We start from the raw sequence: 21,074 nt of genomic DNA, 5'->3' as shown, positions 1-21,074 counted from the left end.
ATGCTCCTGAACTGAACTCAAGTGTGGGCAGTTTGAAAAATGAGATTGACCGGGAAATCCCCCAGCGCGGCGCTGATCAGCAGCTCTCTGTGTTTTGTGACTGTGATGCCGGAAAAAAGTCCCTCCAGATGTTCGTCAGGGACGGTGAACGGCAGTTTGATCCGGGTATCGCCCCACAGCGGCGCGTGGACCTGTGGTACAGCACCGTTTTCCAGCAATTCGGCACAACGTATCGGCACAATCACGATGGCGCGGTTTCCCTCCTGTTCACGGACAAAACCCAGCACTCGATGGGCCTCGCTGCCCACCACTTCCAGAGCCTGGTAAGTGCCACGCCGAAACAGCTCGGCATGCTCGGCGCGCAGGCTCAAGGTGCGCGCAATCAAGGCTTGCTTGATGCGCCCGTTACGCCAGTTCAGCAACAAGTCCGGCAGGTTCACCGTTTGCTGCAATGCCTGCTGACGGCTGGCGTATTCCACCGGGCGACGGTTGTCCGGGTCGACCAGGCTGAAGTCCCAGAAATCGTTGCCCTGATACAAGTCCGGCACGCCGGGCACGGTCATGCGCAGCAAGGTTTGCGCCAAACCGTTGAGTGCTCCGGGGGCGGCAATCGAGCGGGCCGCCTTGGCCAGGGCCGTACGCAACAGCTCGCCTTCGGGGCTCAGCAAAAGGCGCTGGATGAAGTCCTCTGTCGCTTGCTCGTAAGGGTCATTTGGCGCGCTCCAGCTGCTTTGCAATTTGGCTTCGCGCAGGGCCTTGTGTTGCCACTGCCAGAGGCGTTGTGCGTAGTCCTCGAGGGCCGGCGGATGATCGATAGACAACTCCAACGGCCAACTGCCGAGGATCGCCTGGTACAGAATCAATTCATCCCCCGTCGATGGCATCTGATCGTCGTTGCGCAAGGGCCGGGCGAGGGCGCGCCACAGGCCGATCTGGTCGGCGTGCCAGCTACTGCGCTCGCTGAGTACCGCCAGCCGCGCCCGTGAATCTTCGCCGCGTTTGTGGTCGTGGGTGGCGCTGGCCAGCAGATTGTCCGGGAAGGTCTCGAGGCGTTCGATGCAGGCCTGATGAAAGTCGGCGGGCGGTGCGCTGAACTGTTCGGTATTGAAGCCAACGTCATTGCGCGAGAGCAGCACGGCCGAACGATAGAGCGCGGTGTCTTCCACCGCTTTCGCCGCTGCTGGCGAGGTCAGTTGCTGGAAACGTACGCAGGCGTGCTTGAGGCGTTTGCGTTCGCGACCGGCCGGACGCTGCCGCCAGGGTTCACCGCCGAGCCAGCCGGCCAGGCAGTCGAGTACCGGCCAGTTCGCTTCGCCGAGGGTTTGGCGGGCGCCGTCCATGGCCTGGCGGAAAAACACCTCGTCCTGGGCCGAGCGGCCAAGGGGGCTGATGTAGGTGCGGTACACCGGGAAATGCACGATCAATGCCTGCAAGGCCCGGCGAATGGCGCCGAGGGTCAGGTCGCGGGTCATGAGGTTGTCCCGGGCCACTTGCAGCAAGGCCTGGGCAACGCTTTCGAAATCTCCGGCCAGGGAACCGCTGAGGATTTGCTGGCGGGCCAGTTGGGCTTCCTGGCCGAAGTCGGCAGGCCGCTCGCTGTGACGGTGCCAGAGTTCGGCCAGTGTCTGCGCACCCCGTGGGTCGTGTTGCAGCAGTGACAACTGGTTCATGAACTCGTAGCCGGTGGTGCCGTCCACCGACCAGTCGCGATGCAGTGTTTCGCCTTCGCCGAGGATCTTTTCCACATAAATGGGCAAGTGGCGGCCCGCCGAAAGGCTGTCGACCCGGCGGCGCAGCTTGCGGCAGTAACCTCGCGGGTCGGCGAGGCCGTCGATGTGGTCGATGCGCAATCCGTCGATCAGCCCTTCAGCCACCAGTTGGAAGATCTTCGCGTGGGTGGCTTCGAACACGGCGGGACGTTCGACCCGCAGTCCGCCGAGTTCATTGATATCGAAGAAGCGCCGCCAGTTGATGTCATCGGCGGCGGTGCGCCAACTGGCGAGACGATAGCTCTGGCGCTCCAGTAGGTTGTGCAGGCGCTGGAAGCCTTCGTCGGTCAGTGAGTCGTAGTTGTTCAGGTGCTGCTCAATGGCCTGGGCAAGGGCCGGATCGCTGACCAGATCGCGAAGTTCCGCTTTCAGCGGTAGGGCCAGGCTGTGGGCGTCGGTCTGGTAGCTCAGGGTGCTGAAGCGATCGGCCAGGCTTTTCAGTTGCTCGGCCTGTTGCGTATCGAGCGGCGCATCGGTCCTGAGCAGTTCCCCGTAATCGCTGGGGCAAATCGGAAAGCGGTGGTCGTAGTGCTCGACATGGAAGGCGCCGTGCCAGGCATCGAACCGCAGGGGCAGGGTGCCGTCCTGCAACGCGACGCCGTAGTCGCTGCCCAGAAACGGCAGGAGCAGCTGGCCTTCCATCAACGGATCGGGAGAGTGCCACTGGATATCGAAAAACTCGCCGTAAGGGCTCAGGCGTCCCCACTCCAGCAAATCCAGCCACCAGGGATTGTCACTGCCGCCGACCGCCATGTGGTTGGAGACGACGTCGAGGATCAGCCCCATGTCGTGCCCGTGCAAGGCACTGACCAGGCTGCGCAGCGCCGCCTCACCGCCCAGCTCCGGGTTGACCCTGGTCGGGTCCACCACGTCGTAGCCATGCATCGATCCGGCGCGGGCGCGAAGCAGCGGGGAGGCATAGACATGGCTGATGCCGAGACGGGCGAAATACGGCACCAGTGGCACCGCATCTTCCAGCGTGAAGCCTTTGTGAAATTGCAGGCGCAAGGTGGCGCGCAGTGGACGGGGCGGCACCTGGGTCATCGATCACGCTCGGCCGCCTGGAGTCGCGCACAGGCGAGCAATTCCAGGCGTCGCGCGGCATCCGCTCCGTCGAGCAGGGCTTCACTGTAACCGGGCAAGCGCCGCGACCAGTTGGGGTGGGTGTCGATGGTGCCGGGCAGGTTGGCCTGTTGTTCCACACCCAGGGCATCCTCCAGCGGCAGCAGCACCAAGGGGGCCCGGGTATGACCGAGGAAGCGCACGCTGGCATCGAGCACCTGGTCGGTTTCGTGGGACTCTTCGCGAAAGTTCTGCGGGTCCTGGCTCAACGCCCGGCGCAGGCCTTCACGCTCGCGTTCGCGGTGCTGGCGCCATTCGATTTCACCGCTGGCATCGACCATGCCGAGCCGGGCGTTCCAGTCGATATCGCGACCATGCCACCAGCCGTTGAGGGTGGGCAGGTCATGGGTGCTGGTGGTGGCCAGGGCGTTGTCCGGCCAGTCGAGGATTGGCTTGAAGTGCGTGTTGTCCTGTTCGAACAGCAACACCCGCATGCCGAGTATCGAACGGGCGATGAGTTTTTCCCGCAGGCCATCCTGCACGGTGCCGAGGTCTTCGCCGAGGACGATGGCCTGGTGACGATGGGATTCCAGGGTCAGCAAACGCAGCAGATCGTCCACCGGGTAGTACAGGTAGGCGCCGTCGGCCGGCGGCGAGCCATTGGGGATTACCCACAAACGTTGCAAGCCCATGACGTGATCGATGCGCAAGCCACCGGAGTGGGCGAAGTTGGCCCGCAACATTTCGATGAAGGCCCGGAAACCATTGCGCACCAGGCCTTCAGGGGAGAACGCGGAAATCCCCCAGCCCTGGCCCGTGCGGTTGAGAATATCCGGCGGCGCACCGACGGTGAGGGAGGCGAGCAGTTCGTCCTGACGGCTCCAGGCCTGGCTGCCGCCGCCATCGGCGCCAACGGCCAGGTCGGCGATCAGGCCGATACTCATGCCGCTGGCGCGGGCGGCGGTTTGCGCGCGCTCCAGACAGCGAGTGATCAGCCACTGACAGAAGGCGAAGAAGCCGATGCGCCCGGCATTCTCTTCGGCGAATGCCGCCAGTTCGGCGCTGCGCGGATTGCGCCAGGGTTCGGGCCACTGCCGCCAGTCGAGGTGTTCACCCCGGGCGGCGCGCGCCTCCTGGATGGCTTCGAAGCGACAATGATTTTCCAGCGCTTCGCCGGCGGCGTGACGAAAGCTGCTGAAGTCTTCGTGCAACGGGTGTTCGCCCTGGACGAAACCTTCGTACAGCGACTGCAACAGCCGATGCTTGGCTTCGGCGGCGGCCGGCCAGTCAATCAGCGGACGCTCTTCCAGTGCCTGGAGTTCAATGGCCAGTCCGGTTGCATCGATGGCGGTACGCAGCGCGCGCTCGCCAAGAATGGTGCCGGGGGCGCAGTAAAGGCTGTTGAGAAACAAACGGCTGGACGGCGAATACGGGCTGTAGCGTTGAGTGTCACTGGAAAACATCGCGTGCAAGGGGCTGATCGCCAGTGCCTCGGCGCCACGCTCGCCGGCCACCCGGGCAAGGTCCTCCAGCGCCTGGGTGTCACCAAAGCCGCCATCGCCGGCGCGGCGCAATCCATATAACTGCACGCTCAGGCCCCAGGCACGCGGGATGGGGTTGTTCACGGCATCGGCCACGCTGTAGCAACGAGCCGGGGCCACGGCCAGGGTGAAGTTTTGTCCGTCGATGCTGACCTGTTGATAGCCGACCGGTACCAGCCCTGGCAGCACCGAGTTGGCGTCCAGTTTCAGGTTGAGCCGCGAACCGTCTTCGAGGTGGATTTCGCAAGGGGTCCCGGGCTCGAAAAAACGCGCCAGGTCCAGGCCCTTCCCGACATCGGCGGTGATCAATGGCGGCAAGTGATGGGTCTGTTGCGTCTCTTGCAATTCCAGCAGGCTGGCATCGATTTCCTGAGCGCCGCCGGCCGGGTGGCCAAGGCCGGTCAGCACGTTGCGCAACACGGACGGCGCGACTTTTTGCGGGCGGCCGTTGGCGTCGATCCAGTCGACGGCGAGGCCGGCACGGCTGGCCAGGATTTCCAGTTGCGCATCACTCATGGACGCTCTCCAAACGAGGTAGCAAAGGGGGCTGCGGCGGCGAGGCTGACGAGCGCGCAATACGGGGCAAGGGTGTTCGGGGCCGGCAGGTCGGGATTCTGTGGCGGGTATTCGAACAAGGGCATGGCACCGGTCTGTGAGGTGTGGACTACGGGCCTGGCGCCGAGGTTCAGGTCAATGCGCAGTTGGCTGCCATCGCCCAAGCGCCAGGAGGCACTGATCGCGGCTTCGCCCAGCACGTCGGTGCCCAGTGCCTGGGCGCCCGGCAGGCGCGGGATGATGTGCCGGTGACGGATCTGCAACAGTCGGCGATACAGGTCGTACATCTCGCAATGGCCGGTCGATGGCAGGACCGGGCGGGACGCTGCAAACGTCTGCGGATCGTTCGGGTCCGGAATGTATTCACGCTGCAGCGGATCGGTAAAGGTGCTGAACGCCGCGAACTCGTTGCGCCGGCCGTCGCGAACCTGTTTAGCCAGTTCACCGTGATGGCTGGTGAAAAACAGAAAGGGTTGCTCGACGGCAAACTCGTCGCCCATGAACAGCAGCGGAATCATCGGTGACAACAGCAGCAACACCGTGGCGGCCCGCAGCGCTTGCGGGTGGGCGAGTTGATGCAGGCGCTCGCCGAAGGCCCGGTTGCCGATCTGGTCGTGGTTCTGCAAAAACAGGATGAATGCACTGGGCGGCAGATGCCCGCTGGGTTCACCCCGCGCCACACCATGGCGGTTGAGATGGCCCTGGAACACGAAGCCCTGGCTCAGGCAGCGCGCCAGTTGTTCGGTGGGGTTTTGCGCGTAATCGGCGTAATAAGCCTCGGTTTCGCCGGTCAGCAACACATGCAGGGCGTTGTGGCCGTCATCGTTCCACTGCGCGTCGTAACCCTGTTCAAGCAAGCTGGCCTGGTTGTGTTCGTTCTCCACCATCAGCCAGACATGCCGCGCCGGTCCGGTCTGCTGGCGCACCCGTCGCGCCAGTTCCTGGAGGAAATCCGGGTCTTCGATCGCGTGTACCGCGTCCAGGCGCAAACCGTCGAAGCGGTATTCGAGCAGCCACATCAAGGCGTTTTCGATGAAGAAGTCCCGCACTTCGCGACGGCGCAAGTCGATGGCCGCGCCCCACGGCGTGTGCTTGTCTTCGCGAAAAAAGCCCTTGGCATAACGATGCAGGTAATTGCCGTCCGGGCCGAAGTGGTTGTAGACCACGTCGAGAATTACCGCCAGGCCGTGGCCGTGGGCGGTGTCGATCAAGTGCTTGAGGTGCTCGGGGGAGCCGTATGACGCCTGTGGCGCGTAGGGCAGGACGCCGTCATAACCCCAATTACGCTCGCCGGGAAACTGCGCGACGGGCATCAGTTCGATGGCGGTGACACCCAGTTCGACCAGCCGCGCCAGATGCTGCTCGACGGCGCTGAAGCCGCCGAGCGCACCGACATGCAATTCGTAGATCACCGCCTCGTTCCACGGCCGCCCCAGCCAGGCGCTGTGTTGCCACGCATAGGCCAGCGGATCGACCACCACGCTGTGCCGGTCGATGTCGCCGGCCTGAGCACGGGAGGCCGGGTCGGGCACTTCCAGTTCGCCGTCGATGCTGTAGCGGTAACGCGTGCCCGCCGCGCATCGGATGTTGCTCACGAACCAGCCGTCGGCCTGGGGCAGCAACGGCAAGGACTGTCCATTTTCCAGTTCGACACTGACGTAGAACGCATCTGGCGCCCACAACGCGAATCGCGTGTGCTCTGCGTCCAGCATGATTGCGCCGTGGGGCCAGGTCTCAAGGGTCCGTAACGGCATCTTGAAAGCCTCTTACTGTTTGTTCGATTTCCCCAATGCTTTCGCCACAAGCTGTTCGTAGAGCTCGGCGTAGGGTTCGACCGCCTTGCACCAGTTGAATGGCGCCGCCATGGCCCGGCAGCGCATGGCGTGCAGCAGGTCGGGAAAGGCGAACACCTTGAACGCGCGGCTCAGGGCTTCCTGGTAGCTCTGCACCGTGGATTCATCGAACAGGAAACCGGTCAAGCCGTTTTCGATGGTGTCGGCCAGGCCGCCGGTATTGCGGGCCACCGGCAACGAGCCGAAGCGCTGGGCGTACATCTGGCTCAAGCCGCATGGCTCGTAACGCGAAGGCATCAGCAGGAAGTCGCTGCCGGCGAACATGCGCCGGGCGTCGGTTTCGTTGAAGCCGATGCGCACGCCGATCTGCCCGGGGAAACGCAGGGCCAGTTCACGCATGGACTGTTCTTCTTCCGGCTCGCCACGGCCGATGATCGCGATCTGGCCGCCGTTTTTGACGATGTACTCGGACACCGCCTCGGTGAGGTCCAGGCCTTTCTGATAAACCAGCCGCGAGACCACCGCAAACAGGGGACCTTCGGAGTCTTCCAGGCCGAACAGCTCGCGGACATGGGTGGCGTTCACGGCCTTGCCATCCCAGTCGCCGATGTTGAACGGGCAGAACAGGTGCGGATCGGTCGCTGCATCCCAGCTTTCATCGATGCCGTTGGGAATGCCGCTGAGCAGGCCTTGCTGGGTCTTGGCTGCAAGAAAACCGTCGAGACCGCAGCCGAAATCCGGGGTGGTGATTTCCTGGGCGTAGGTCGCGCTGACCGTGGTGATGTGGCTCGAATAGGCCATGCCGGCCTTGAGGAACGACATCTTGCCGTAGAACTCCATGCCTTCCTGTTGCAGCGCGTGATGGGGAATGCCCAGTTCGGGGCACGAGCCCAGGCTGGTCACGCCTTGATACGCCAGGTTGTGAATGGTGAACAGCGTCGGCGTGCGCTGCCCGCGCCAGTGCATGTAGGCGGGGGCCAGTCCGGCGGGCCAGTCGTGGGCGTGCACCAGGTCCGGGCACCAGTGGATCTGCGCGAGGTTGGCGGCAATATCGGCAGCCGCCAGGCCCAGGCGGGCAAAACGGATATGGTTGTCCGGCCAGTCGCGGCCGTTGTTGGCGCCGTAGGGCGAACCTTCGCGCTCGTAGAGTTCGGGGCAGATCAGTACGTAAATGACCAGGCCATCGGGCATGTCCATGCGCCCGATCTTGCACGGTGGCAGCGCAGCATGACCGCCAAGCTCGCCGATGATATGAATCGGGTTCTCGCTGTGCAGCACCTGCGGGTAGCCGGGGATCAACACCCGTACATCGTGCAGATGGGCCATGGCCCGTGGCAGCGCTGCGGAAACGTCGCCCAGGCCACCGGTTTTCACCAGGTCGGCAATTTCCGAGGTGACGAACAGGACTTTTTTACGGTTCGGATTCTGGTTGGCTGCCGGGGTCAGGGTCCTGGTGCCTGGAACGCTGACGGGTTGGGTGTTTGCGGCAGTAACGGCGCTCGATTCGCCGACCTGATGAGCACGCTCTCCCTGTATTTCCAAAGCCGTACTGATCATATGAATCTCCCGTGTTGTTGATCTAATTCTTAGGTCTGGCAAACGGTGTTCCATGGCCAATTCCCGTGGCCGGCGCAAACGCGCTGCGCATCAGTGAGCAAGCGCTGCCCAATGCGTCGAAGCAAAAGGGTTGAATCAGCCGTTGCAAAGATTGCACCAGTCGCAACGCACCTTCTTGTCAGAGGACCGATCGGGATTGGAAAAAGTTTCGACTATTTTTCCATTTTGTGACCGACCGGTTTCGCTTTGAGAAAATGAGTCTAGGCCAGAACTTAGAGCGGTAAAGGGCAGATGGCAAAATTGTTCGACAATCGGTTTGTAGCGGTACGGACGTGCCTGATCGAGGTGCAAACGCCCCGACGAAGTGCATGTTTTTTTGCGTTTTGGCCTCAAAAAGTCACTGGGCAGTCACATAAATGTGCGACGTGATTTATCAGGTGTGCACTGTTATGGTGCGCATCATTGAGTCCCGCATTTGGCCGAACCGCTGCCTTACTGCCCACCTTGGTGCCTTGTTATAGTTCGGGCCTCATTTTTGCCCGCTAAAGGATCACTGGCATGTCTCAGTACACTGCGTTCAACGTCGAACTGGCCGATAAAATCGCCCATGTGCAGATCAACCGCCCGGAGAAGATCAACTCGATGAACGCGGCGTTCTGGAGCGAGATCGTCGAGATCTTCCAGTGGATCGACGACACGGATGAAGTGCGCGTGGCAGTCCTCAGCGGCGCAGGCAAGCATTTCTCCTCGGGGATCGACCTGATGATGCTGGCCGGTGTGGCCAATGAACTGGGCAAGGACGTGGGCCGCAATGCGCGCCTGTTGCGGCGCAAGATCCTCACCCTGCAAGCGTCGTTCAATGCCGTCGATAACTGCCGAAAACCGGTGCTTGCGGCCATTCAGGGTTACTGCCTGGGGGGCGCCATCGACCTGATTGCAGCCTGCGACATGCGTTATGCCGCCGAGGATGCACAGTTCTCGATCAAGGAAATCGACATCGGCATGGCCGCCGACGTCGGCACGCTGCAACGCTTGCCGCGAATCATCGGTGACGGCATGCTGCGTGAACTGGCTTACACTGGTCGCACGTTTGGCGCCGACGAAGCGCGGAGCATGGGCCTGGTCAATCGCGTCTACAGCGACAACGCCAGCCTGCTCGACGGCGTCATGGGCATTGCCTACACAATCGCCAGCAAGTCGCCGATTGCCGTCACCGGCACCAAGGAGATGATCAGCTACATGCGTGACCATCGCATCGATGACGGCCTCGAATACATCGCCACCTGGAACGCCGCCATGCTGCAATCCACCGATCTGCGCGTGGCCATGGCCGCCCATATGAGCAAACAGAAACCCGAATTTCTGGATTGATTAACCATGATTCCTCGCTGGACCACCGCAGTACTGGACACCGATCAACCCGGCGGCTGGGCTATCGCGCGCAGCCCCGAAGGCTTTCTGTTCGATGACAATGGCGCACTGTTCGCTCGCGAATGGCTAAAACGTCAGGACCTGTCGATTCTTGCCGAACATGGCATCGGTCATCTCGATGGCGAGCCGGTCTATCTGCTGGAGCTGCGCAGTCACAGCGAAGTGCCGGGTTGCAACTGGAAAGGCCTGCGGGCGTTCATGCTCGAAGGCGATCACACGCTCTACAAAGTGCTCGGTTACGCCGCACAGATCGGCACCTGGGCCCGCGAGCACCGTTTTTGCGGTAACTGCGGTCAGGCCATGACCCAGGTGCCACGCGAACGGGCGATGTATTGCCAGCCGTGCGATCTGCGCAGCTATCCACGGATTTCGCCGAGCATGATCGTACTGGTGACCCGAGGTGATGAAGTGCTGTTGGCACGCTCACCGCGTTTTGTCAGCGGTGTCTACAGCACGTTGGCGGGGTTTGCCGAGCCGGGTGAATCAGCCGAGGACTGCCTGATTCGCGAGGTTCGTGAAGAGGTGAGCATCGAGGTCAGGAATATCCAGTACATGGGTAGCCAGTGCTGGCCGTTCCCGCACTCGATGATGCTCGGCTTTCACGCCGAATATGCCGGTGGCGAGATTGTCTGTCAGGAAGACGAGATCGAGGACGCCCAGTGGTTCAACGTGCACGAGCTGCCGCCGTTGCCGGCGTCACGCTCGATTGCCCGTTACCTGATCGACGTCTATGTGGCCCGGCGTTTAGGCCACGCTGAACCAGTGCTGCCAGGCTAGGCGCACGGTCAGGCCCAGCACCACGGTGATGAACACCGGACGAATGAATTTCGCGCCGCCGCTGATGGCGGTGCGGGCGCCGAAGAAGGCGCCGACCATCAACGACGAGCCCATGCACAGGCCGATGATCCAGTCCACCTGACCGGAAAAGATGAAGATCGACAGCGCCGCCACGTTGCTGACAAAGTTCATGCTGCGCGCCACACCGCTGGCTTTCACCAGGTCGATGGGGTAGAGCAGCAGGCTGCTCACGGTCCAGAACGCGCCCGTGCCCGGACCGGCCACGCCGTCATAGAAGCCGAGGCTGAAGCCTTGGGTCGACTGCCACTTTTTCTTGATCGGTGCGTTGCTGTCCAGTGGCGCTTTCGGCGTGCCGCCAAACAATAGATAGACACCGCAAGCGAAAACGATCACCGGCAGCATTTTGTTCAGCCATTCCGCTGGCAGGTAATGGGCGACCACGGCACCGGTCAGCGCGCCGACCAGGGTGCCGACGATGGCGTGCACCCATTGCTCGGGGTGGAACAGCTTGCGGCGATAGAAGGTGTAGCTGGCAATGGCCGAGCCGAAGGTCGAACTGAGCTTGTTGGTGCCCAGCACCAGGTGCGGCGGCAGGCCGGCGGTCAGCAAGGCCGGGGTGGTCAACAGGCCGCCTCCGCCAGCGATGGCGTCGATGAAACCGGCAACAAAAGCGACAAGGGCCAGGATGGCCAGGGTGGAAAGGTCAACACTGAGTTCGAAAGGCATGGGATCGGCTTATTCGGCGGGTGCAGAAAGAGGCTGCGGGGAAGGGCTGCATCTTAACCACCTGCACAACACAAAACCATTGTGGGAGCGGGCTTGCTCGCGATGGCGGTGTGTCAGCCACATCAATGTTGAATGTGCCGTCGTCATCGCGAGCAAGCTCGCTCCCACAGGGATTAGTGCGAATTCAAACTACAGGCCCAGATCCGACAGCCCCGGATGATCATCAGGCCGACGCCCCAGCGGCCAGTGGAACTTGCGCTCGCTTTCCTTGATCGGCATGTCGTTGATGCTGGCGAAGCGGTGGGCCATCAGGCCGTCCTCGTTGAACTCCCAGTTTTCGTTGCCGTAGGAGCGGAACCAGTTGCCCGAATCGTCGTGCCATTCATAGGCATAACGCACGGCAATGCGGTTGCCGGTGAACGCCCAGAGTTCCTTGATCAACCGATAATCCAGTTCCTTGGCCCATTTGCGGGTCAGGAAACCCTTGGCTTCTTCGCGGTTGTGGGCGAACTCGGCGCGGTTGCGCCATTGGGTGTCCAGGGTATAGGCCAGGGACACACGCTCGGGGTCGCGGGAGTTCCAGCCGTCTTCGGCCAGGCGAACTTTTTCAATGGCCGATTCACGGGTGAAAGGGGGTAATGGCGGACGAACTTCGGCATTAGACATTTCAAGTCTCCGTATCAAGTTAATGTTTAAACAACTGTCGAGCTTGATTGAGTTGCTACAGGTCCAATAACTTTCGCGCCATGCATTGCGCATTATCGGCGGCACTGTGATCACCCATTACAAGCGCCACGGTAATGGCACCGTCGATCAGGATCAGCAGCTGTCTGGCCAGCAGCTGCGGATCCTCGGCGCCATGTTCGGTACACAGCTCGCACACGTAGTCGAGCAGCTTCTGTTTATGCTCTTTGGCGACCAGGCGCACCGGGTCCTGCGGGTCGCCGGTTTCACCGCTGGTATTGATGAAGGCGCAGCCGCGGAAGCCATCGGAGGCGAACCACGACTTGAGTACGGTAAACAGGTTGAGCAGTCGCTCGGCCGGGGTTTCTGCCTGGCCGACTGCGCCTCTGTACCAGTCCATCCAGCGCTGGTCGCGGCGTTGCAGGGCCGCCACCACCAGTTCGTCCTTGTTGGCGAAGTAGCGGTAGATGCTTTTTCTGGAGACGCCGGCGGTTTTCACCAGAAGATCCATGCCAGTGGCGGCTATGCCACTTTTGTAGATCAACTTTTCGGTGACACCCAGAATAATGTCGCGTGTGTCATTGCTGGTGATTTCGTTCATGTGGCAAACAGTAGAACGAGCGTTCTCCTTGGTCAAACGGTTTTTGTGGTGTTTGACAAAAGGTCTTCGCGAGCAGGCTCGCTCCCACATTTAAATGCATTCTCCTGTGGGAGCGAGCCTGCTCGCGAAGGGGACATTACAGACGGTAACAAGACCCGAACCTTTGCATGGTGTAAGCTCTCGGGTTCTTCGGATTCGACCCATTGCGAGCCCTATGCCGTCGCTTTTCAAACGCTCCCTGCTGCCCAAGTTGCGCAGTTTTCCGCTGGCGGCCGATGCCGTTGGCGTCCTCTCCGGCGCTGCAGAATTCCGTCATTGCCTGCTGGAGAAAATCGCCAGCGCGACCCGGCGCATTTACATCGTTGCGCTGTACCTGCAACAGGATGAAGCCGGCCAGGAAATTCTCGATGCCTTGCACGCGGCCAAACTGGCGCGTCCGGAACTGGATGTGGTGGTGGTCGTAGACTGGCTGCGCGCCCAGCGCGGCCTGATCGGTGCCGGCAAGCAACCGGGCAACTCCGCCTGGTATCAGGAAATGACCCGCACCCATGCCAGCGAAGTGCCGATCTACGGCGTCCCGGTACAAACCCGCGAACTGTTCGGTGTGTTGCACCTTAAAGGCTTCGTGATCGATGACTGCGTGATCTACAGCGGCGCGAGCCTGAACAACGTCTATCTGCACAAGTTCGACAAGTACCGTTACGACCGCTATCACGTGCTGCACAATCGTGAACTGGCCGATTCGATGCAGCACCTGGTGCAGCACGGCCTGGTGGCGTCCAAGGCGGTGCACCGCCTCGACCTGCCGAACCTGCCGACCACCCGCAGCCTGCGCAATGACATCGGTGACCTGCGCAGCCGCCTCAAGCACGCGGCGTACGACACCACGCGGGGCACCACCGACAGGACCGGTTTGTCCGTCAGCCCGCTGCTCGGCGTAGGCAAGAACAATCCGCTGAACCGGGTGATCTGCGAACTGATCGCCAGCGCCCAGCAGCAACTGACCATTTGCACCCCGTACTTCAACCTGCCGCTGGCGATCATCCGCGAGATCAACCGCGCGCTGGCCCGTGGGGTGAAGATCGACATTGTGGTCGGCGACAAGACGGCCAACGACTTCTACATTCCGCCGAGCGAACCGTTTCGGGTCATTTCGGCGCTGCCGTACCTGTACGAAATCAGCTTGCGCCGGTTTGCCAAGCGTCATCAGCGCAACATCGACAGCGGGCAGTTGAACCTGCGCCTGTGGCGTGATGGTGACAACACCTATCACCTCAAGGGCATGTGGATCGACCGGCGTTACACCTTGCTGACCGGCAACAACCTCAACCCGCGGGCATTTCGACTCGATCTGGAAAACGCCTTGTTGATCGATGATCCCCATGGCGAACTGCTGGAGCCGCGTCGCAAAGAGCTGGCAGAGATCTTTCAGCACACCCGTCGCATCGAGCACTTCCAGAACCTGGAAACCCTGGCCGAGTACCCGGCGGGCGTGGCCAAGTTCCTCAAGCGCGTGAGTCGTGTGCGTATCGAGCGGCTGCTCTATCGCATTCTGTAAAGTCGGTGGATCTCAGGAAAGCCATCGCGAGCAAGCTCGCTCCCACAGGGTTATTCGATCAGCGTTGAGCGGGTGGTTTCAGCTAATATGCCCCCACTCGAACAAGAACAGGGCTTGCCGCGATCCATGTCGGAAAAAGACACCATCTCCATCCAACTGGTGCGTGAAGCACTGTTGCAAAGCTGCGCGCCAGGAACCGCCACGGATGAGGTGTTGAGCAAGGTCGGCATCGACCCGCTGCTATTGGGCAGCACCGACGCCCGTGTTCCGGCCACGGCTTATGCGCGCCTGTGGCGGTTGCTGGCACGACGCGGCGATGATGAGTTCTTTGGCATGGACCCACGCAAACTCAAATCCGGCAGCTTTGCGTTCCTGTGTCGCAGCGCCATGCTCCAGCCCAACGTGGCGGCGGGAGTGGCCGGCGGCCTGGGGTTCCTGTCGTTGATCCTCGAACACCTGCCAGCGCAGTTGGTGCGTCAGCAAAGCCTGGCGGAAATCGTCCTGCTGGAGGACGACAAGGATCCGCGCCGGGCCTTCACCTATTTCACCTACTGGATGATCGTGCACGGTGTTGCCTGCTGGCTGGCAGGACGGCGAATTCCGATCCTGGCCATCGAACTGCGCTGTTCGAAGCCGGATTTCTGCGATGACTATCAGGTGATGTTTTCCGAGAACCTGCGTTTCGACCGTCCACGCACGCGGATGATTTTCTCCGCCGATTGCCTGGACCTGCCCATCAAGCGCAGCCCTGAAGAACTCGAGCGATTCCTGGCCCGTGCGCCGGCGAACATTCTGGTGAAGTACCGCGATCCGCAGAGCCTGGCCAGCCGGATCAAACACGACCTGCGCCACCTGCCGGCCGAACACTGGCCGGAAACCGAAGCCCTGGCGCAACGCCTGTGCATGTCGGCTTCAACCTTGCGCCGCCGACTGGCCGAAGAAGGGCAAACCTACCAAGGCCTCAAGGACGGCGTGCGCAAGGAACTGGCGATTGTCTGGCTGGCCGAGCCGGCGATCAGCTTCAGCGAAATCGCCACGCGGCTGGGGTTCGCTGACGTCAGTTCGTTCTACAAGGCATTTCGCAAGTGGTCGGGGTCAAATCCGGGGCATTACCGCAGCCTGATTCTCAATGACACCGAGTAAGTTCAGCGGCGCAATGACCCTTTCTTCCCAGGCGTTTAACGGCTGCCAGTGATCGGCCCTGGCAGATTGAGTGTGCCACTGTCCACGAAACGCATCGTGTTGAACACCCCACCCGATAGCTTGCCGTGCAGGACATAAGGCATGTTGTTGAGGGTTTTCATCTGGCTGATGCCATAGGTCTGGCGGATCACCGAAAACGCCGAAACGCTGACCGGCACGCTGACGACGGTGTCGGAAAAACGCCCGATCGTACCCCGCTCATCGGTGACGCCAGAGGCGAAGGGCTGGCCGTTGATGTCCAGGTCCAGCGCAACACCGCTGTAGGTGACGGTGGTGTCATTGGGGTTCTGCACGCGGATTCTCACGGCAAAGCGCACTTCCATGCCTTCGCCTTGGAGGGGCTCGACACCCACGACGTTGATTTTCAACGGGTCTCGATTGGGCAGCGAGGAACAGGCGCTCAGGCAGAGCAGGAGGGAAATCAGGACTGCGTGGAGGCTGCGCATGGACGTGCTCTCATCTGAATAGGGCTGAACCGCCAGCGGCTCAGCCCTTGAGTCCGTCTAGTGGTTCGACTGTGCGACCATCGCAGGCTTTGCGGGTTCATCCCTGGCGGTCACATCGGGGTTCTGCATCACCTGAAGCACGGAGGCCTCCGGATCGAATTCGTCCTCTTCCAGTTCGATGAATTCCTCGGGCAGGAAGATATTAAGAACGATAGCGCACAGCGCGCCGACGGTGATGGGCGATTCGAAAATGTTGTGCAATGCCTTGGGCAGCTCACGCAAGACTTCCGGCACGGCGGCCACGCCCAGGCCCATGCCGACGGAGATTGCCACGATCAGCATGTTGCGCCGATGCAGGCCGGCCTCGGCGAGAATCTTGATCCCGGCCACGGCGACGGTGCCGAACATCACCAGTTCGGCGCCACCGAGCACCGGTTTCGGCATCAGTTGCAGTACCGCGCCGATCATCGGGAACAGGCCAAGCACCACCAGCAATCCGGCAATGAAAAACGCCACGTAGCGGCTGGCCACGCCGGTGAGCTGGATCACCCCGTTGTTCTGGGCGAAGGTCACCATCGGCATGCTGTTGAACACCGCGGCCATGGCCGAGTTGAGGCCATCGGCGAGCAGGCCGGACTTGATCCGGCGAATGTACACCGGGCCTTTGACCGGTTGCCGGGAGATCATCGAGTTGGCCGTGAGGTCGCCGGCGGCCTCAAGTGGCGACACGAGGAAAATCACCGCCACCGGAATGAACGCCACCCAATCGAAGGAGAACCCGTACTTGAAGGGTACCGGTACGCTCATCAGCGGCACTTCGGGCAGGCTGTTGAAATCCACCTGGCCCAGGAGCCATGCCACCCCGTAGCCCAGGGTCAGGCCGATGACAATCGCCCCCAGGCGCAGAAACGGTACGTCCACCCGGTTCAACACCACGATGGTGCCCAGCACCAGCGCCGCCAGGGCCAAGTGACTGGCCGCCCCCAGATCCGGGGCGCCGAAGCCGCCGGCGATGTCGGTCATCGCCACCTTGATCAGCGACAAACCCATCAGCGTGATGATCGTCCCGGTCACCACCGGGGTGATCAGCATGCGCAGTTTGCCGATGAACTGGCTCAACACCACTTCAATGAATGCGGCGAAAAAGCACACGCCGAAGATGGTTGAGAGAATTTCATCGGTGCCGCCACCCCGGGCCTTGACCATGAAGCCGGCGCTGAGAATCACACTGATGAACGAGAAACTGGTGCCTTGCAGGCACAACAGGCCAGAGCCCACCGGACCGAAGCGCCGCGCCTGCACGAAGGTGCCCAGGCCGGAGACGAACAGCGCCATGCTGATCAGGTAGGGAATTTCGCTTTGCAGGCCCAGGGCGCTGCCCATGATCAGCGTCGGGGTGATGATGCCGACGAAACTTGCCAGCACATGTTGCAGGGCGGCGAAGACGGTGGCGGTCAGATGCGGGCGGTCATCGAGGCCGTAGATCAGGTCGCTGTGGCGTGGAGCGGGGGCTTTTTCGGAGGCGGTCATGGTGGTTTGCGTGCCAGAAGGCGGGCCGGGTCAGAAAATGGAGGCGCAGGATGCCAGAACCGCCCGGCCACGGCAAAAGAACCTCCAAAACAGCGACTTACAGTCGTGGGGCGAGCACCTCGCCCACGCTGCGGCGTTTGGCGTGCAGTTGGCTGGCCTGGATCAACTGTTCGAGGTCTTCAGGCGTGACGTCGTAGAACGCTTCCATGTCGGCCAACGCCAGTTTCAGGTCTTCGGCGGTGATGGCCTGACGGTCGACCGGCGGGTGATCGGCATGAATCCTGGCCACCGGTTCGCTGGCACTCTTGGGGTAACGAACGCGGGTCAGGTTGTTGTAGGCCAGGGCGCAGAGCAGCATCGTCGCCGCGCTGAGCATCACCGGTCCGATGGCTTTCCAGTCCATGGCGATGGTTGCCGGATCGGCCAGCACCAGGGTCAGGGCCAATGCACCGGCCGGTGGATGCAGGCATCGCAGCCAGCACATCAGGATCAACGCCATGCCCGCCGCCAGGCAAGCGCTACCGAGGGTTCGGCCCAACACATGGGCCACCAGCAAGGCAATCACCCCGGCGCTCAAGTAACCGCCGAGAATCGACCAGGGTTGGGCGAGCGCGCCCGATGACACCGCAAACAACAGCACCGCCGATGCCCCCAGCGGGCCGATCAGGTGCTGGGCCACCTCGATGCCGAATACCTGGCTACAGAGCCACACGCTCATCAGTGTCCCCAAGGCCATGCCGATGGCGGCGCGGCTCCATTCGGTGGGGCGGGTGTTGATGGCGGCGGGCAACCAGCGAGCAAGCATTCCGAGAAAACTCCGGCAGAAAAAATCGAGGTAAAAAAAGGGCTTAACTGGGGAACCCAGAAAGCCCTTGAAGGTGTTCCAACTGTTGGGGAAGAACGCGCACAGTGTGCCGTTCAATCCAGCTACTGACAAATTCATATTAATGAGCTTTCAGTGCATTAATTTTGCTTTAAGTTGCCCCGTCGGCCGCTTGTGTAGCACAGCAAACCGCCCAGGGCCGCGAGTGTACTCAAGGCATAAAACATCGTCGGCGCCGGGGTGTGCATCAACATGAAGCCGCAAATCACCGGGCTCAGCGCACCGCCAAGTGCAGCAAGGTTTTGCGCGCCGTAGTAGCTGCCCCGCAGTTCTTCCGGCGCCAGAGTGTCGACGAAAAGAAACTCGGCCGGGTAAATGATGATTTCACCGAGGGTGAAGATGAACATCGCCACGCACCAACTCACCAGGCTGTCCGCCAGGCTGAAGCCGATCAGCCCGAGGATGAACAGGCCAGTGCCGGCAACGATCCATTGGCGCAGTTGCTCACGCTTGAGAAAACGCCCGATCTGGTATTGCAGCAAGATCACACTGATGGCGTTGCAGGCGAGCAGGGCGGCCATGATTTCCATGGTGTGCCGGGGATTGCTGGTCACCAGCAGGTACTGCGACAGGTAAAAGGTAAATCGCCCGTGCACCACGGTGCTGAGCAGGCAACCGCCGGTGAACAGGATCAGGGTGCGGTCGTTTTTCAGGGTGATCAGGGTCTTGAGAAAACTCTGCGCCTGGCCACTGACAGGCGAGCGCGCCGGGTCCTTCGCGATCCCGGTCATCAGGAAAATACTGAAAAAAGCGATGGCCGCAGCGATCAGGAAGGGTGCACTGGCAAAGGCCCCGGCAATCAGCACACCGAGCATCGGCCCGACGGCGTAGCCAATGTTGGTCAGCGTATAGCTCAGGGAAAACGCCTTGGCGCGCTGGCCCACCGCCAGGTTGTCGCTGAGGATCGCTTTCGAACCGATCAGGAACAGCGATGAGGCGGTTTCGGTGACGATCAGGGTGATCGTGGTCAGGTAGAGGTTTTCAGCAAAGGTCAGCAACACCAGGCCGACAGCGCTGGATGCCATCGAGAGAATCAGCAACCGGCGTTTTTCGAAGCGATCGATGATGTAGCCGCCGTAGAGGGAGAGCAGGGTGGCGATGAACACCGCAATGCCCAGCAGCAAGCCAACGTCCTGTTGGTTGAGGCCAAGCTTGTCGCTGACGAACAGTGTGAGCAACGGGCTGGTGATGGCGCGGCTGACGACGATGGTCAGCGAGCAGATCAGCAGGCGGCGAATGAGGGGGGAGTAGCGGGTCACGGCGCGAATATCCTTATTCGATCGGGCCGGCATCAGCCCGATCGTGAGCGCTACTCTAGCAGTCGGACACTCGGTCGTTGCAACGGGATTTAATCGAGGTGCAGCAGCACGAAATCATTCTTGTCGAACCGCCCGCTCAGCACGGGTGGCAATGCACCTATAGCCGTGCCTTGCAGAGTCTTGTAGACGTTCAGGTCCATCATCAGCCACGCCGGGCCCTTGAGGGCCTCAAGCTCCTGGGGTGAATCGGTGAACTCCGGTTGCAGGCCTTGATTGATGTTGACCATGAACTTGATGGCTTTGGCATCCTTGCCCATCGCGTGCATCACCAGTGGTGCGGGGGCTTTTTGCACGAGTTCAAACGCTTCGTGGCTGAAGGTCCGGGTGTCGTAAAGCTGTCGCTGGATCGGCTCGAACTGCAGGATATATACCGACCACAGCGCCAGGACCGCGCAAAGGGCGAGAGTCTGCGCGCGCCAGCGGGGCTGCCTGAGCGCTACGACGGCGACCGCTTGCAGCGCGCCTAGAATGATGAACAACGACGTGAGATGGGCCACGTCTTCGGGGAATCTTCGCTGTATCACCAGCAAGGTCACGATCAGCAGCCCCGGAATCAGCAGCCATAAGCCTTGCATCAAGACGCGCAGCCAACCGAACAGTCGACCTTGCACGGCGTAAAACGGATAAGCCGCCATGATCGCCGCCATGGGCAGCATCGGCAGCAGGTAACGGGCCTTTTTCGCCTGCGGGACGGAAAGGCCCACCATCACGATCAATCCAGCAACTGCGCAGTACAGCGTCAGACGCAATGCCGGGCCTGACTGTTGTCGGCCAGAAGCGGCGACCGCCACCAGCGCCAGCACTGCCAGTGGCCAGGCCAGTGCGTAGTTGCCTACCGAACTGGTGAAGTAATACAACACCTCGTTGGAGCCTTCGCTGCCGTCCATGCGCCCCATGAACTGCATGCGAATCACGTCCTGCAAGAAGGCCGCGCCGCCACTGACGTCCGCCAGCCACAACAAAAGCCCGACGCACACCGCCAGCAGCATCGCTGCCAGCAATCCGAAGACGATCAGCCGTCGCCATTGGCAATTGACCAGGAAATAGCTGCACAGCATCCCCGTAGGAATGACCAGGCCGATTGGCCCACGAATCCAGAAACCCAGCATCAGCAAGGCAAAGATCAGAACCCAGCGGCGCGGCGCCGCGAAGTGATCGGCCGCATAGCCCAGGTAGAACACGCTGAACGCGACGGCCGCCAGCATCAGGTCGAGGGAAACGGCGCGGGTTTCCGTGATGAAGGTGTTGGTCAACAGCATCAAGGCGATGCTCAACAGCGCCCAACGCGTGGAGTAGGGTGCCAGCAGGCGGTACATCAAGGTGACTATGACCGCTGCGGCGATGGCGCTCGGCAGCCATGCGGTCAGGCTGGTGACCTGGCCGAACGGCAGTGAAAGCAGCCAGATGAATAGCGTTGAAAGTCCCGAGTAGTCTGCGTAGGGCTGGCCGTAGGTCGTCGGAAAAAACGACGGCCCGTTACGCAGCATCTCCTGGGCGAACAGCACGAAGCGCGAATCGAAGCCGATGGCCGACTGCTGGTACATCCCGGCGCAGAACAACAACAGCGCCAACAGACCCAGCGCGAGGGACTGTTGGCGGATGTGATGGATCATGGGGT

At 61.5% G+C, this 21,074-nt stretch carries 16 protein-coding genes; 4 read left to right on the top strand and 12 right to left on the bottom strand.

The window, feature by feature from the left end; genetic code table 11:
• Window positions 1-17: 17 nt before the first annotated feature.
• The 4 genes from VC35_RS00580 to glgA are packed head-to-tail and all read right to left on the bottom strand — an operon-like array spanning window position 18 to window position 8,277.
• Window positions 18-2,813 (bottom strand): malto-oligosyltrehalose synthase, encoded by a 2,796-nt coding sequence (locus tag VC35_RS00580; RefSeq protein ID WP_046037112.1) that lies wholly within the window; start codon window positions 2,811-2,813, stop codon window positions 18-20.
• A complete protein-coding gene (malQ, locus tag VC35_RS00575; protein ID WP_046037111.1) occupies window positions 2,810-4,888 on the bottom strand; it encodes a 4-alpha-glucanotransferase in 2,079 nt (692 codons plus the stop codon). Before malQ ends, VC35_RS00580 begins: the two co-directional genes overlap by 4 nt.
• A complete protein-coding gene (gene treZ / locus VC35_RS00570) occupies window positions 4,885-6,681 on the bottom strand; it encodes a malto-oligosyltrehalose trehalohydrolase (RefSeq protein WP_046037110.1) in 1,797 nt (598 codons plus the stop codon). Before treZ ends, malQ begins: the two co-directional genes overlap by 4 nt.
• A 12-nt stretch (window positions 6,682-6,693) precedes the next feature.
• On the bottom strand, window positions 6,694-8,277 hold the full coding sequence (gene glgA, locus VC35_RS00565; RefSeq protein WP_046037109.1) for a glycogen synthase GlgA: 1,584 nt from the start codon (window positions 8,275-8,277) through the stop codon (window positions 6,694-6,696).
• Between the two features lie 558 nt (window positions 8,278-8,835).
• Between glgA and VC35_RS00560 the strand changes: the two genes are divergently transcribed.
• Both VC35_RS00560 and nudC read left to right on the top strand, forming a co-directional pair.
• Window positions 8,836-9,648, top strand: a complete 813-nt coding sequence (locus VC35_RS00560; protein WP_046037108.1) for a crotonase/enoyl-CoA hydratase family protein — start codon at window positions 8,836-8,838, stop codon at window positions 9,646-9,648.
• Window positions 9,649-9,654: 6 nt separating this feature from the next.
• Entirely contained in the window at window positions 9,655-10,485 is an 831-nt protein-coding gene (gene nudC / locus VC35_RS00555; protein WP_046037107.1) for an NAD(+) diphosphatase, read from the top strand.
• On the opposite strand, the gene VC35_RS00550 is transcribed toward nudC, so the two are convergent.
• The 3 genes from VC35_RS00550 to VC35_RS00540 form a co-directional block, all read right to left on the bottom strand.
• Complete coding sequence (locus VC35_RS00550; protein WP_046037106.1) at window positions 10,453-11,232, bottom strand: TSUP family transporter; 780 nt, start codon at window positions 11,230-11,232, stop codon at window positions 10,453-10,455. The genes nudC and VC35_RS00550 overlap by 33 nt on opposite strands.
• A gap of 189 nt (window positions 11,233-11,421) precedes the next feature.
• A complete protein-coding gene (locus VC35_RS00545) occupies window positions 11,422-11,898 on the bottom strand; it encodes a nuclear transport factor 2 family protein (protein ID WP_046037105.1) in 477 nt (158 codons plus the stop codon).
• A gap of 55 nt (window positions 11,899-11,953) precedes the next feature.
• Entirely contained in the window at window positions 11,954-12,517 is a 564-nt protein-coding gene (locus tag VC35_RS00540; protein WP_046037104.1) for a TetR/AcrR family transcriptional regulator, read from the bottom strand.
• Between the two features lie 214 nt (window positions 12,518-12,731).
• On the opposite strand from VC35_RS00540, the gene pssA reads away from it, so the two are divergent.
• Both pssA and VC35_RS00530 read left to right on the top strand, forming a co-directional pair.
• Window positions 12,732-14,075 (top strand): CDP-diacylglycerol--serine O-phosphatidyltransferase, encoded by a 1,344-nt coding sequence (pssA, locus tag VC35_RS00535; RefSeq protein WP_046037103.1) that lies wholly within the window; start codon window positions 12,732-12,734, stop codon window positions 14,073-14,075.
• Window positions 14,076-14,201: 126 nt separating this feature from the next.
• Complete coding sequence (locus VC35_RS00530; RefSeq protein ID WP_046037102.1) at window positions 14,202-15,218, top strand: AraC family transcriptional regulator; 1,017 nt, start codon at window positions 14,202-14,204, stop codon at window positions 15,216-15,218.
• A 35-nt stretch (window positions 15,219-15,253) separates the two neighbouring features.
• Here the strand turns inward: VC35_RS00530 and VC35_RS00525 are convergent, their stop codons facing one another.
• The 5 genes from VC35_RS00525 to VC35_RS00505 form a co-directional block, all read right to left on the bottom strand.
• Entirely contained in the window at window positions 15,254-15,724 is a 471-nt protein-coding gene (locus VC35_RS00525) for an LEA/WHy family protein (protein ID WP_046037101.1), read from the bottom strand.
• A 57-nt stretch (window positions 15,725-15,781) separates the two neighbouring features.
• A complete protein-coding gene (locus tag VC35_RS00520) occupies window positions 15,782-17,254 on the bottom strand; it encodes a nucleobase:cation symporter-2 family protein (protein ID WP_046037100.1) in 1,473 nt (490 codons plus the stop codon).
• Between the two features lie 97 nt (window positions 17,255-17,351).
• Window positions 17,352-18,059 carry an HPP family protein gene (locus VC35_RS00515; RefSeq protein ID WP_046037099.1) on the bottom strand — a complete coding sequence of 236 codons (708 nt, stop codon included), beginning with the start codon at window positions 18,057-18,059 and terminating at the stop codon, window positions 17,352-17,354.
• Window positions 18,060-18,217: 158 nt separating this feature from the next.
• Window positions 18,218-19,429 carry an MFS transporter gene (locus tag VC35_RS00510; RefSeq protein ID WP_046037097.1) on the bottom strand — a complete coding sequence of 404 codons (1,212 nt, stop codon included), beginning with the start codon at window positions 19,427-19,429 and terminating at the stop codon, window positions 18,218-18,220.
• Window positions 19,430-19,485: 56 nt separating this feature from the next.
• The gene (locus tag VC35_RS00505; protein ID WP_185754720.1) at window positions 19,486-21,069 is read right to left on the bottom strand and encodes an ArnT family glycosyltransferase; all 1,584 of its coding nucleotides are present in this window, start codon (window positions 21,067-21,069) and stop codon (window positions 19,486-19,488) included.
• Window positions 21,070-21,074: the final 5 nt, after the last annotated feature.

The sequence above is a fragment of the Pseudomonas fluorescens genome (assembly GCF_000967965.1).
Classification (GTDB): domain Bacteria; phylum Pseudomonadota; class Gammaproteobacteria; order Pseudomonadales; family Pseudomonadaceae; genus Aquipseudomonas; species Aquipseudomonas grandcourensis.
The sequence above is the reverse complement of the archived record's forward strand: the minus strand, read 5'-3'. Positions and strand labels throughout refer to the sequence as shown.